Source organism: Pelomonas parva, assembly GCF_043555835.1.
GTDB lineage: Bacteria > Pseudomonadota > Gammaproteobacteria > Burkholderiales > Burkholderiaceae_C > Pelomonas > Pelomonas parva.
On sequence record NZ_JBIGHV010000001.1, the window covers coordinates 488,641 to 502,201 of the forward strand.

At 68.6% G+C, this 13,561-nt stretch carries 11 protein-coding genes; 2 read left to right on the top strand and 9 right to left on the bottom strand.

The window, feature by feature from the left end; translation table 11 throughout:
• Positions 1 to 135 precede the first annotated feature (135 nt).
• Genes ACG00Y_RS02025 through ACG00Y_RS02040 form a run of 4 tightly spaced genes read right to left on the bottom strand, consistent with a single transcriptional unit; the run spans position 136 to position 3,710 of the window.
• Positions 136 to 2,058, bottom strand: coding sequence for a bifunctional diguanylate cyclase/phosphodiesterase (locus tag ACG00Y_RS02025; RefSeq protein WP_394475599.1), 1,923 nt, complete (start codon positions 2,056 to 2,058; stop codon positions 136 to 138).
• A gap of 13 nt (positions 2,059 to 2,071) precedes the next feature.
• A complete protein-coding gene (locus tag ACG00Y_RS02030) occupies positions 2,072 to 2,746 on the bottom strand; it encodes a transglutaminase-like cysteine peptidase (protein WP_394475600.1) in 675 nt (224 codons plus the stop codon).
• A 60-nt stretch (positions 2,747 to 2,806) separates the two neighbouring features.
• Entirely contained in the window at positions 2,807 to 3,274 is a 468-nt protein-coding gene (locus ACG00Y_RS02035) for a DUF6152 family protein (protein ID WP_394476178.1), read from the bottom strand.
• A gap of 16 nt (positions 3,275 to 3,290) precedes the next feature.
• Positions 3,291 to 3,710 (bottom strand): hypothetical protein, encoded by a 420-nt coding sequence (locus ACG00Y_RS02040; protein ID WP_394475601.1) that lies wholly within the window; start codon positions 3,708 to 3,710, stop codon positions 3,291 to 3,293.
• A gap of 81 nt (positions 3,711 to 3,791) precedes the next feature.
• On the opposite strand from ACG00Y_RS02040, the gene ACG00Y_RS02045 reads away from it, so the two are divergent.
• Entirely contained in the window at positions 3,792 to 4,682 is an 891-nt protein-coding gene (locus tag ACG00Y_RS02045) for an HDOD domain-containing protein (RefSeq protein ID WP_394475602.1), read from the top strand.
• Positions 4,679 to 5,245, top strand: coding sequence for a hypothetical protein (locus tag ACG00Y_RS02050; RefSeq protein ID WP_394475604.1), 567 nt, complete (start codon positions 4,679 to 4,681; stop codon positions 5,243 to 5,245). The genes ACG00Y_RS02045 and ACG00Y_RS02050 overlap by 4 nt, the downstream gene beginning before the upstream one ends.
• Positions 5,246 to 5,474: 229 nt before the next feature.
• Here ACG00Y_RS02050 and ACG00Y_RS02055 read toward each other — a convergent pair whose 3' ends face one another.
• The 5 genes from ACG00Y_RS02055 to aceE all read right to left on the bottom strand — a co-directional run bounded on the left by ACG00Y_RS02055 (position 5,475) and on the right by aceE (position 13,547).
• Positions 5,475 to 5,687 carry a hypothetical protein gene (locus tag ACG00Y_RS02055; protein ID WP_394475606.1) on the bottom strand — a complete coding sequence of 71 codons (213 nt, stop codon included), beginning with the start codon at positions 5,685 to 5,687 and terminating at the stop codon, positions 5,475 to 5,477.
• 206 nt (positions 5,688 to 5,893) lie between these two features.
• Entirely contained in the window at positions 5,894 to 7,207 is a 1,314-nt protein-coding gene (locus ACG00Y_RS02060; RefSeq protein ID WP_394475607.1) for an HD-GYP domain-containing protein, read from the bottom strand.
• A gap of 88 nt (positions 7,208 to 7,295) precedes the next feature.
• A complete protein-coding gene (gene lpdA / locus ACG00Y_RS02065; RefSeq protein ID WP_394475608.1) occupies positions 7,296 to 9,089 on the bottom strand; it encodes a dihydrolipoyl dehydrogenase in 1,794 nt (597 codons plus the stop codon).
• Positions 9,090 to 9,101: 12 nt separating this feature from the next.
• On the bottom strand, positions 9,102 to 10,760 hold the full coding sequence (gene aceF, locus ACG00Y_RS02070; protein WP_394475609.1) for a dihydrolipoyllysine-residue acetyltransferase: 1,659 nt from the start codon (positions 10,758 to 10,760) through the stop codon (positions 9,102 to 9,104).
• A 78-nt stretch (positions 10,761 to 10,838) separates the two neighbouring features.
• Complete coding sequence (gene aceE / locus ACG00Y_RS02075; protein ID WP_394475610.1) at positions 10,839 to 13,547, bottom strand: pyruvate dehydrogenase (acetyl-transferring), homodimeric type; 2,709 nt, start codon at positions 13,545 to 13,547, stop codon at positions 10,839 to 10,841.
• Positions 13,548 to 13,561 lie beyond the last annotated feature (14 nt).

The following is a 13,561-nucleotide window of genomic DNA, read 5'->3' on the forward strand; positions in this document are numbered from 1 at the left end:
GAATTCCACCATTTTGATATTTTTGATAAATCCAAATAGCAATAAAATCACATTCCCAGGGCGCAACTCGACGACCCACCCGCCCGGAACGCCGATTCACGGCCACGCAGCGACAGTGGTTCGCAAGCCCAGCCGTCAGGCAGGCGTGCTCGCCGTCACCCACGGCCCCGTCAATCCATCCAGCTCGCAGTCCCACAACGCCTGCGCGTCCATCGCATCAATGACGCCCTCACCGTAGACCTTCAGCGCCAGGCTACGCAACATGATCACCATGCCCCGCACGAACGCCGCGCGCCCCGCCTCGCCGGCCACGCCCAGCAGCACCGAGGCGTCCAGCTTCACGTAGTCCAGCCCCGCCTGGTAGAGCTTCTCCACCTGCGCCAGCCCGGCGCCGGCATGCTCCAGGCCCAGCTTCACGCCCAGCGGCCGCAACTGCCGGCCCAGCTCCAGCAGCCGCTCGAAATGCTCGGTCGCCGCCGCCTCGGCCAGGTCCAGCAACAGCCCCCGCGCCGCCTGCGGCGCATGGCCCAGCAGCTCGCGCAACTGCGGCAGGAAGGCCGCATCGGCCAGCGAGGCCGGCGCTACGTTGATGCAGCGCGCGCGGCCATCGGCGGCAATCGCCTGCAGCGCCAGGCTCACCGCGAACAAGTCCACCTGCGCCGTCAGCCGCGCCCTCACCGCCAGTGGCAGCCATGACGAGGCCGGCTGAAGCGCGCCATCGATCTGCAGCTGCAGCGGGCATTCCAGATGCAGCACCTGGCCGGCGCGGTCGCGCACCGGGAACTCGACGAGCCGGCCTCGCTGCAAGGCCAAGGCCTCGCGCAACTGCTCGCGCCACAGGCCCTCGCCCTGCTCGCGGCCCAAGCCGGGCTCGGCCATCACATCAACGACGAAACCGCCGCGAGATTCGCTCAGATGCTCGGCCCGCGCCAGCGCGGCATCGGCCTCGCCCAGCCAGACGCTGCTGGGCCGCTCGCGCGGCAGCTCCACGGCGCCCAGCGCCACCTGCACGCCGGGGCCGAAGGCCGGCAGGCTGGCGCGCAGCGCATCGGCCAGCGCCTGCGCCGTCTCGGCGGCCACGCCCTCGGCCGGCAGCCACAGCGCGAAGTCGCCGCCGTTGAGCCGGCCCACGCGGCAGCCGGGCACGGACTCGGGATAGGCCTGCAGCGCCGCCACCACCGTCAGCAACACGTCGTCCACCGCCACATGACCCAGGCGCGCATTGAGCCCGGTCAGATCGCGAAGCCGCACGAGCACCAGGCCGGCCACGACCGGGCCGTCGTCGCGCTGCAGTGCAGCGTCCAGCTCGGCCAGGAAATGCTTGCGCGTGGACACGCCGGTCAGCGCGTCGTGGTGCACCTGCTCGCGCAGCACCAGCAACTGGCCGGCCTGAGCCTCGAAGAGATCGCGCACGCGCTGCACCATCGCGTTCATCGCGCGTATCAGCCGCTGCAGCTCGGGCACGCGCGGCTCAGCGACCTGGCCGTAGCTGCCGGCCAGCACACCCTCGGCCTGCGCGACGGCTGCGTCCAGCGGGCGACGGATGCGCCGCAGGCCCGCCCAGGCCGCCACGGCGGCGACCATGCCCACCACCAGCAGCCAGGCCAGCAGCCGCCGCGACGCCAGCCACAGCGCATCGTGGGCATAGCCGGCATGGCTCTTCAGCTCGACGGCGCCGATGGCGTTCCAGCCGCTGGACACCTGGGCCACGCCGGGCCGCGCCGCGATGGGCACCAGCTCGCGGAACCAGCCCGGCGACTGGCCGCGCGGCGCGGCGCCGGTGCGCTCGAACACGGTCTCGCCCTTCGCGTCGCGCCAGCGCACGAACTCGTAGGCGCCGGTGTCGAACTGCGCCGACACCAGCAACTTGATCAGCTCCGCATCGCCCTGCTGCTGCGACAGCGCCAGCGCCAGCGACTGCGCGTTGTCGGCGTTCTTCAGCGCCAGCTGCGTCTGCATCAACTCGCGCAGCGACAGCGTGGACAGCCCGACCGCGCCCACCAGCGCCGCCAGCACGACGGCCAGCACCAGCCAGGCGATCTGCCGCATCAAAGACATGTCTCACTCCCCATCACAGGAAACCTTCCGCGCGCACCTTGGCCACCAAATCTCTCCACAGCGACAGCCGCGCCAGCGGGTCACCGGCGGCAACCTGGCCCACGCCCTGCCACAGCCCCTCGGTGTTGAAGCTGAACACGGGCGTCAGGTCCGGCCGTTGCGATGCGGGCAGCACCTCGGGGCGCAGGTTGTCCAGGATCAGCGGCTCGGCCCCCGGCTCGGCATGGTAGGCGAGCACCATGTGCGCCAGCGACTGGCCCTGCATGCGCGCGCGCACGTAGACCATGCGCAGCCGCGCCGTGGGCACGCCCGCGGCGGCGAGGCTGAAGTACTTGGCGATGGCGTAGTCCTCGCAGTCGCCGGCACGGCGCTCCAGGCTTTCCAGCGGCGAGGCCCAGTAGTCGGCCAGGCCCCAGGTCGCGGCGTCCTCGCGGAAGTTGACGCGGCGGTTGAAGAAGTCGTTGATGTCCTTGAGCCGCTGCAGTTCCTCCTGCGTGCCGCTGCTCTCGATCTGCTGCACGAGCGCCAGCGCCTGCTCGGCCACACGCGGGCCGCGCAGGGCCGCTGCCTCCATGACGCGCCCAGCGTCATAGGCAGCCAGCACCAGCAGGGGGCAGCCCATCAGCGCGGCCAGCCACCACCGGGACGTGGCGGAACGGCAGGTGGCGAAGAACGTGGGGATGGACAAGGCGGGCGTCGGGGGAGGTTGATTTCACTGTACCCGCCGCCCGACGGGCCGGCCGTGAATTCAGGCCGGGGAAGAGCGCAGGCCGTAGGTCTTGTCGCCGACGAACAGGTATTCCACACGCAGCACCGCGTCGCCCTGCTCGCCGGTGAAGGTGAAACCCAGCACGGCGATCTCGGCGCCGGGCTTGATCTCCTCGACGCCCCAGGCCTGCATGCGCGTCAGCGGCGCCAGCTCCACCTCCCAGCGCCGGTCGCGGCGCGTCGGCACCCTGGCCTTGGCCAGCAGCGCGGCACCGTCAACGGCCGCCGTCTGGCGCGGCAGGCTGCGTTTGGCAAGGTCGGCGGGCAGGGCCAGGTTCTCCGGCACCTCCAACTGCAGCTCGGCATGCGGGTTGCGCCAGCTGACCTTGGCAGCGCGGCCGCTGAGGTAGAGGGGCCGCTCCTGGTCGAAGCTGCTCCAGCCGTGGTGGCCAAAGGCCGGCAGGCTGGCCAGCGCAGGAAGTGAGGCAAGCAGGGTGCGTCTTTGCATCATCACGAACTCCAGGTTAGACGTAGGCGATCCAGCGGCCGCAGATGATGACAGCGACCCAAATCCCCAGTGAGATCAGGCCCAGTGCACGGGCCGGCCTGTCCGCAAGGGCCAGGCTGCCACGCGCGTGGAACCACGCAGCGTTTGCGCCGGCCAGCATCAACAGCAACAGCTTCAAGCGAAACGCCGGGTTGGCCAGCAGCTCCTGCGGCTGCGTGGCGAACATCGTCAGGCCGGTCAGCGCGCACAGCCCGAAGCCCAGCAGCGCCAGCGGCAGCACCAGTCGCGCCAGCACAGCCAGGTCGAGCGCGCGGGCCAGGCCCAGCAGGCGCAGCTCGAACACCAGGACGCCGCCGAACAGCAGCGCGATGCCGAGCACGTGCACGGTCTCCAGCGCCGGGTAGGCCCAGGGGTGCGAGGCGAGACCGGTCCACATGAAGGGGGCGCGAATCAATGCACGGAAGTGGGCAAGATTGGCCAATGTAGCGGCGCCGGCGCCGCCTATGATTTTTGGGCCATGCAGACCCCCTCCCCCGCCCCCGGCGGCAAGACCCAGCAGATCCGCGACGACCTCGACCAGTCGCGCCGTCGCGGCCCCTTGCAGCAGATCCAGATCCCGCCCTGCCCCGAGCTGCTCGCGCAGTTGCAGCAGGCCATGAGCACGCCCGAGCCCGACCTCAACCTCGTGGCCCGCATCGCCTCCAGCGACGTGGCCATGGCCGCGACGCTGCTGCGCATCGCCAACGGCCCGCTGTTCAAGCCCGTGGGCCTGCCCTGCACAACCGTGGGCCAGGCCATGACGCGCATCGGCCTGCGCGAGAGCGTGGCCGTGATGACCGGCTTCCTGGTGCAGCACGCCATCCCCGTCAACTCGCCGCAGCTGGCCCGCTTCTGGGAGCGCAGCGCCAAGCGCGCCATCGCCATGGCCACCATCGCGCGCGAGCTGCCGGGCCTGTCGCCCGACCTGGCGCACAGCTTCGGCCTGTTCCTGCACGTGGGCGTGCCGGTGCTGCTGCAGAGCGTGCGCGGCTATGCGTCGACGATGGTGGAGGCCAATGCGCGCATCGACCGGCCCTACATCGCCACCGAGAACGCCAACCACCGCACCGACCATGCCGTCGTCGGCGCGCTGGTCATCCGCGTCTGGAACCTGCCGGCGCCGCTGATGGCCGCCATCCGCCTGCACCACGACTACGCGGCGCTGGGCCATGCCGACATCGAGCCCGAGATCCACACGCTGATCGCCACCGGCCTGATCGCCGAGCACCTGATGCGCCGCCACGAAGGCCTGCCCGAAGACGCCGACTGGGCCGGCCACCACGCCCGCGCGATGGACTGGCTGCACATCGGCGGGGAAGAGCTGGGCCTGTGGGAAGAGGCGGTCAACGCGCAGTTCGACGCCGCGTGAGACTGCCGCGCCTGCGCATCGTCGTCCTCGCCGTCATGGTGGTGGCGACGACGCTCACCCTGGGCTGGTGGATCTTCGGCCCTGCAGGCGTTGCGGTGGAGCTGACGCAGCGCAGCTGGCGCATGGAGATCGTCATCGAGCGGCTGCGTTCGGAGTCCGGCTCAAACTGGTGCGACGAGCTGCCGGCCGACGCGACCGACGTGACGCGGCGCGTGATGGCCGACCCCACGGGCCGGCGCGCCGAGCCGGCCGAGCACTGCCGCTACACCCAGCTCGTCTGGCGCCGCCACTGGATCGCCCAGAACACCGGTGGCCCGGCGGACCGCCCCGACTGGCCGCGCCCGCCACTGCGCGTGGCGCCGCCCGGCGAGCCCGGCAGCGAGCGCCTGGGCCGGCGCGATGCCTACTTCGAGATCGAACTGCGCGACCGCGCGAACCACGCCTGGGTCTGCCGTGTCACACAGCAGCGCTGGCAGGAGCTGCGCAAGGGCCAGCGGTTTCGCGTGCCGGTTGACCGCTTCGGCACGGCGGACTGCCCGGCCATGTACGAGTCAGCGCTCTGAAGCCTGTAGTTTCACCCCGCAAACCCACGTCGGAATTCGGTTTGGGATACGCCACACGCAGCGCTTGAAACGTGGCGATTCCGGGCCGAGCGCCGGGCCGCTCCCAAGCCGGCCCGCGCTGGCGATGTGCTTGGCGGTCGAGCCGCCAAGCATCGCCGTCCCCCCGGGGGACCGACCGGCACTGCCCGCGTTCAGCGCGGCAGGGCTGGGCGAGGGGCTCACTTTCACTTCAGCGGATCAACTGCCACACGCCCACGATGACGTGGCCCCACAGCGTGATGTTGAAGCACAACAGCGTGAACACGCGCAGGAAGGTCCAGAACTTGCGCGCCCGCAGGAAGGCCTCGTCCTCGCCGGTGAAGACATAGATGCCCATGTAGAGCATCGACGGGAGCAGGCTGGCGACCATCACGAACGCCATGAACCAGTAGAAAAAGGTCATGCCGCATTGTGGCCAAGCGCGGCCCCTCCACGATTGGTCGTTAGCCCGGGGGCATTGGAGGGTGAGAGATCTTCATCCATGCCCGCCTTGCCCGCCAAAACACCCTCGCCCGTCGTTGCAAATGCTCGCCATAGCCCGCTATGGCTGCGCTTTGCGCCTAGTTCGAGGGCGTTTTGACGCGCCTTTCGGGCACGGCTGAAAACCTCTCACCCTCCGAGTGCCTCGTGCTTCACCGCAGCGATGAGATCGCCCACCATGGCACGGTCCGCGCTGCTCAGCGTGGCCGAGCGCATCAGCAGCTCGCGCTCCAGCTCGCGCATGCGCCAGTGGAACTCGCGCAGCAGGGCCAGCACCTCCAGCTGCACCGGGCCTTCGTCGGCCACCAGGCGCTGCACCAGGTTCTCGGGGTGGTCGGTATCCAGGCCGGCGCTGCTGAAGGCGGCCTGCAGCTGCAGCATGCGCTGCAGGCAGAGGTCGAGCAGGCTGCGCAGTTCGGGGCTGGCGCCGACCGCGCGCTCGCGCAACTGTTGCCGCGAGGTGCGGAACCGCGCCAGCAGCTCGGCCACACGCAGCGCGCGCGGCAGCGCATCGGCCAGGCCGCGGTCCTCGTCCAGCACATGGTCGGGGCCCTCGCAGGTGCGCGCTGCCTGGCGCAGGCAGTCCAGCAGCGCGTCGCTGAACTCGCCGGGGATCAGCTTGGCCGCCACGCTGCTGTGGGTGATGGGCAAGGTGCCGGCCTCGATCAGCCCCATCAGCCATTCGGCGGCGGCCAGGATCTGGGCCGGCAGCGTGAAGTCGCGCCCAGCCAGCCCACGTGGGTAGCCGAAGCCGTCCAGGCGCTCGTGGTGGCACAGCACCAGCTCAGCCAGCGCCGGGCCGCCGCCCTCCAGGCCGACCAGCACACGCTGGCCGATGACGGGATGGCTGACGATCTGGCGCCATTGCTCGGCCTCCAGCGGCCCGTCGCGCCTGAGCACGGCCGGCGCGAGATACAGCTCGCCGACGTCGTGCACCAAGCCGGCCAGGCCGAGGCTGCGATGGGCGTCGATGTCGCCGGGCAGCAGGAGCCGGCCCAGGGACTTGGCGATCAGCGCCACGCCGACCGCATGGGCCAGCCGCTCGCCGGGCTGGTCGGCATAGAGCGTCAGCAGCGACTGCAGCGGGCCGCTGATCCTGAGCTTGCCCAGGGACTGGGCCACCGGCAGCGCGCGCTCGTGCGCCGCCAACGCGCGCAGCAGGCCATGCCGCTCCAGCAGTTGTTCGGCCATGGCCGTGATCTGCGCGCCAGAGATGCCGTCCGCAATGCCCAGGCATTGCTCCAGGGGGCGGCTGAGCTTGTGGGCCAGCAGGCGCTGCTGCACATCGGCGCCAACGCGGCTGCCCTTGGCGAGCAGCTTGACGCCATTACCGTTGACGATGTCCTCGGTGACCTCGACCTCATGGCTGGCCGCACTGGCGGCCAGGTGATCGAGGTAGTGAGGGTTGACGGCGTCAGCTGTCTCGGCCGCTGTTGTTGTCATGCGAGCGCCCCGCCAGAACGGTGTCGGGTCATTGTGGCGAGGCGGCCGGCCAGCGTCCAGCCAGCCGCCCGCCGCCTGACTCCCCGCCTTACTTCTTGCGCACCGGCGGGATGTCCGTGCAGGAGCCGTGCGCCACTTCCGCGGCCATGCCCAGGCTCTCGCCCAGCGTCGGGTGCGGGTGGATGGTCTTGCCGATGTCCACCGCGTCCGCGCCCATTTCGATGGCCAGCGCGATCTCGCCGATCATGTCGCCGGCATGCGTGCCGACGATGCCGCCGCCGATGATGCGGTGGCTTTCTTCGTCGAACAGCAGCTTGGTGAAGCCCTCGTCGCGGCCATTCGCAATCGCACGGCCCGAGGCCGTCCACGGGAACAGGCCCTTGGTGACCTTGATGCCCTTGGCCTTGGCCTCGTCCTCAGTGATGCCCACCCAGGCCACCTCGGGGTCGGTGTAGGCCACGCTGGGAATCACGCGGGCGTCGAACTGGCTCTTCTTGAGCTTCTCGTCGCCCAGCAGTTCACCGGCAATGACTTCCGCCGCGACGTGGCCCTCGTGCACCGCCTTGTGGGCCAGCATGGGCTGGCCGACGATGTCGCCGATGGCGAACACGCTCGGCACATTGGTGCGCATCTGCACGTCGACCGGGATGAAGCCGCGGTCGGTCACTGCGACACCGGCATTCTCGGCAGCGATCTTCTTGCCATTGGGCGTGCGGCCCACGGCTTGCAGGACCAGGTCATAGCGCTGCGGCTCTTTCGGGGCGCCCTCGCCTTCGAAGGTGACCCAGATGCCGTCCGGCTTGGCTTCGGCGCCGACCGTCTTCGTGTTCAACATGATGTTGTCGAAGCGGTGCGCGTTGAACTTCTGCCAGACCTTGACGAGGTCGCGGTCGGCGCCGGTCATCAGCGTGGGCAGCATTTCGACCACATCCAGGCGCGAGCCCAGCGTGGAATACACGGTGCCCATCTCCAGGCCGATGATGCCGCCGCCGACGATGAGCATCTTCTCGGCTTCGACCTGCATCTCCAGCGCGCCGGTCGAGTCGACGATGCGCGGGTCGTCGGGCAGAAAGGGCAGGCGCACGGCCTGCGAGCCGGCCGCGATGATGAGGCGCTTGAAGGCGACGGTCTGCACCGCGCCGGTCTTGGCCTGGCCCGTCGCGCCCTCGGTCGCCTCGACCTTCAGGTGCTGGGCGTCCACCAGAGAGCCGACGCCGCGCAGCACGGTCACCTTGCGCATCTTGGCCATGGCCGCGAGGCCGCCGGTCAGCTTGCCGGTCACCTTGTTCTTGTGCGCGCGCAGCTTGGCGATGTCGACCTCGGGCTCGCCGAAGGCCACGCCCAGGTCGGCCATGTGGCTGACTTCGTCCATGACGGCCGCCACGTGCAGCAGCGCCTTGGACGGGATGCAGCCGACGTTCAGGCAGACGCCGCCGAGCGTGGCGTATCGCTCGACGAGGGCGACCTTGAGGCCCAGGTCGGCCGCGCGGAAGGCAGCTGAGTAGCCGCCGGGGCCGCCGCCGAGGACGACGAGGTCGAAGGCCTGGTCGGCGCTGCCCGAGTAGGTTGCGGCGACCGGGGCCGGTGCGGCGGCCACAGGTGCCGGTGCAGGCGTGGCAGGAGCCGGGGCGGGAGCGGCCGCTTCAGCCGACTCCAGCGTCAGCACGACCGAGCCCTTCTTGACCTTGTCGCCGACCTTGACGCGCAGCTCCTTCACCACACCGGCGGACGACGACGGGATCTCCATCGATGCCTTGTCGCTTTCGACGGTGATGAGGCTCTGCTCGACCTTGACGGTGTCGCCGGCCTTCACCAGCACCTCGATGACGCCGACTTCGTCGAAGTCGCCAATGTCCGGAACTTGAACTTCAATGGTTGCCATGAGTCCAGCTCCTTACAGCGCGATCCGACGGAAGTCGGACAGCAGCGACGCGAAGTAGACGTTGAAGCGAGCCGCAGCCGCGCCGTCGATGACGCGGTGGTCCCACGACAGCGACAGCGGCAGGATCAGGCGCGGCTGGAAGGCCTTGCCATCCCAGACGGGCTCGATGCTGCTCTTGCAGACGCCCATGATGGCCACTTCAGGCGCGTTGATGATGGGCGTGAAGTACTTGCCGCCGATGCCGCCGAGCGACGAGATCGAGAAGCAGCCGCCGCTCATGTCGGCCGGGCCCAGCTTGCCGTCGCGGGCCTTCTTGGCCAGCTCGCCCATTTCCTGGGTGATCTGGAAGATGCCCTTCTTGTCGGCGTCCTTGATGACGGGCACGACCAGGCCGTTGGGCGTGTCCGCCGCGAAGCCGATGTGGAAGAACTGCTTCAGCACCAGCGTGTCGCCGTCCAGCGAGCTGTTGAACTCGGGGAACTTCTTCAGCGCCGCGACGGCCGCCTTGATCATGAAGGCGAGCATCGTGACCTTGATGCCGGCCTTCTCGTTCTCCTTGTTCAGCTGGACGCGGAAGGCTTCCAGCTCGGTGATGTCCGCGTCGTCATGGTTGGTGACGTGCGGGATGACCACCCAGTTGCGATGCAGGTTGGCGCCCGAGATCTTCTTGATGCGGGACAGCTCCTTGCGCTCGACCGGGCCGAACTTCTCGAAGTCGACCTTGGGCCAGGCCAGCACGGACAGGCCGCCACCAGCGCCGCCCGCAGCGGGTGCGGGTGCGACGGCCTTCTGCGCGGCAGTCTGCACCGAGCCGGACATGACGGCCTTGACGAAGCCCTGCACGTCGCTCTCGACGATGCGGCCCTTGGCACCCGTGCCCTTCACTTCGTCCAACGGAACGCCCAGCTCGCGGGCGAGCTTGCGGATGGTGGGCGAGGCGTGGGGCAGCTTGCCGGTGGGCGCGGTGGGCTGGTGCGGCGGCAGCGCGGCCGTGGGTACGGCCTTGGCTTCTGCGGGTGCGGCAGCGGCGGCAGGCGCAGCAGCGGCAGGAGCCGGCGCCGCAGCAGCGGGTGCAGGTGCGGGCGCAGCACCGCCTGTGGCGGCGACGCGGGCCAGCGCCGAACCCTTCTTCACCTTGTCGCCGACCTTGACCAGCAACTCCTCGACGACGCCGGCATGCGACGACGGAATCTCCATCGAGGCCTTGTCGCTCTCGACGGTGATGAGGCTCTGCTCGACCTTGACGGTGTCGCCGACCTTGACCAGCACTTCGATGACGGCCACTTCGTCGAAGTCGCCGATGTCTGGCACCTCGATGGTGACGGGGCCGCTGCTCTGGACCGGGGCCGCGGCAGGGGCGGGTGCGGCAACCGGAGCCGCCGCAGGCGCCGCAGCGGCAGGCGCCGGCGCTGCGGCCGCCGGCGCGGCAGCGCCCTCGCCTTCGACGATCACCACGACGCTGCCCTGCTTGACCTTGTCGCCCACGGCGACCTTGATCTCCTTGACGACGCCGGCCTGCGACGACGGAATCTCCATCGATGCCTTGTCGCTTTCGACGGTGATCAGGCTTTGCTCGACCTTGACGGTGTCGCCCACCTTGACCAGCACCTCGATGACGCCGACCTCGTCGAAATCGCCAATGTCGGGAACCTTGACTTCAACCAATGCCATGTCTTTATCTCCTAGCCAGTTGGGGACAGAGCTACTCGCTTCGCTCGGGCGGTCTGTCCCCAAAGCCTTTTTGATTGCTTATGCGTACAGAGGATTGATCTTGTTGGCGTCGATGCCGTACTTGGCAATCGCCTCGGCCACCTTGGCGACTGGAATCGCGCCGTCATCGGCCAGCGCCTTCAGCGCGGCGACGACGATGTAATGGCGGTTGACCTCGAAGTGCGCACGCAGCTTGGAGCGGAAGTCCGAACGGCCAAAACCGTCCGTGCCCAGCACCTTGTACGAGCGGCCGCGCGGGATGAAGGCGCGAATCTGCTCGGCGTAGTTCTTCATGTAGTCGGTGGACGCGATGACCGGGCCCTTGGTCTGGCCCAACTGCTGGGTCACGAACGGCACGCAGGCCAGTTCGGTCGGGTGCAGCAGGTTCCAGCGCTCGGCGTTCTGGCCGTCGCGGGCCAGCTCGTTGAAGCTCGGACAGCTCCACACGTTGGCACCCACGCCCCACTCTGCTTCCAGCAGCTTCTTGGCAGCCTGGCTTTCGCGCAGGATGGTGCCGGAGCCCAGCAGGTTGACGGTCAGAGGCTGGGCCGCATCGGCCTCTTCCAGCAGGTACATGCCCTTGAGGATGTGCTCCTCGGTGCCGGCCTTCAGGCCCGGCATCGGGTAGTTCTCGTTCAGCAGGGTGATGTAGTAGTAGACGTTTTCCTGGTCTTCCACCATGCGCTTCAGGCCGCGCTGCATGATGACGGCGACTTCGTGCGCGAAGGTCGGGTCATAGGACACGCAGTTGGGGATGGTGCCGGCCAGGATGTGGCTGTGGCCGTCTTCGTGCTGCAGGCCTTCGCCGTTCAACGTCGTGCGGCCGGACGTGCCGCCTAGCAGGAAGCCACGGGCCTGCATGTCGCCCGCCGCCCAGGCCAGGTCGCCGATGCGCTGGAAGCCGAACATCGAGTAGTAGACGTAGAACGGGATCATCACGCGGTTGTTCGTCGAGTACGACGTCGCCGCAGCGATCCAGCTGGCCATGCCGCCGGCCTCGTTGATGCCTTCCTGCAGGATCTGACCGGCCTTGTCCTCGCGGTAGTACATGACCTGGTCCTTGTCGACCGGCGTGTAGTTCTGACCTGCGGGGTTGTAGATGCCGATCTGGCGGAACAGGCCTTCCATGCCGAAGGTGCGCGCCTCGTCGACGAGGATGGGCACCGTGCGCGGGCCCAGTTCCTTGTCGCGCAGCAGCGTCGTCAGGAAGCGCACATAGGCCTGGGTCGTCGAGATCTCGCGGCCCTCGGCGGTCGGGTCCAGCACGGCCTGGAAGGTGGCCAGGTCGGGCACCTTCAGGTTCTCGTCGGTCTTGGCGCGGCGCTTGGGCAGGTAGCCGCCCAGCGCGTTGCGGCGCTCGTGCAGGTACTTCAGTTCCTGCGAGCCTTCCGGCGGCTGGTAGAACGGGATCTTGGGCAGGTCTTCATCCGACACCGGGATGTTGAAGCGGTCGCGCATGGCGCGGATGTCGTCGTCCTGCAGCTTCTTGGTCTGGTGGGCGGTGTTCTTGCCTTCACCGATCTTGCCCATGCCGAAGCCCTTGACGGTCTTCACGAGCAGCACCGACGGCTGGCCAACGGTGTTGACGGCCTTGTGATACGCCGCGTAGACCTTCTGCGGGTCGTGGCCGCCGCGCTGCAGGCGCCAGATGTCCTCGTCGCTCATCTTGGAGACGAGTTCCAGCAGCTTGGGGTGCTTGCCGAAGAAGTTCTTGCGCACGAAGGCGCCGTCGTTGGCCTTCATGGCCTGGTAGTCACCGTCGACGGTCTCCATCATGACCTTGCGCAGCAGCTCGTCCTTGTCGCGCGCCAGCAGCGGGTCCCAGTAGCCGCCCCAGATCAGCTTGATGACGTTCCAGCCGGCACCGCGGAACTCGCCTTCGAGTTCTTGAATGATCTTGCCGTTGCCGCGCACCGGGCCGTCCAGGCGCTGCAGGTTGCAGTTGACGACGAAGATCAGGTTGTCAAGCTTCTCGCGTGCGGCGAGACCAATCGCGCCCAGCGATTCCGGCTCGTCCATCTCGCCGTCGCCCAGGAACACCCAGACCTTGCGCTTGCTCGTGTCGGCAATGCCGCGGGCGTGCAGGTACTTCAGGAAGCGCGCCTGGTAGATGGCCATCAAGGGGCCCAGGCCCATCGAGACGGTGGGGAACTGCCAGAACTCGGGCATCAGCTTCGGGTGCGGATAGCTGGACAGGCCCTTGCCGTCGACTTCCTGGCGGAAGTTGATCAGCTGTTCTTCGGTGATGCGGCCTTCCATGAAGGCGCGGGCGTAGATGCCGGGGGCGCTGTGGCCCTGGATGTAGAGCAGGTCGCCGCCGTGCACGCCGTCGTCGGCATGCCAGAAGTGGTTGAAGCCGCAACCGAGCATCGTCGCCAGCGAGGCGAAGGAGCTGATGTGGCCGCCCAGGTCACCACCGTCTTCGGGGTTGTGCTTGTTGGCGCGCACCACCATCGCCATGGCGTTCCAGCGCATGTAGGCGCGCAGGCGCTCCTCGATCTCGATGTTGCCGGGGAAGCGTTCTTCCTGGTCGGTCGGGATGGTGTTGACGTAGGCGGTGTTGGCCGAGAACGGCACCTCGATGCCGGCCTGGCGGGCGTGATCGATCAGGGTTTCGAGCAGGAAGTGGGCGCGGTCGCCGCCCTCCTCGCCGATGACGGCCGAGAGGGCATCCAGCCACTCACGGGTTTCCGTCGGATCTTTGTCATTCGCGGCGGCGCCGAGAAATTCTTGCGGCTGGGCGGACATGGCCGGTCTCCTTC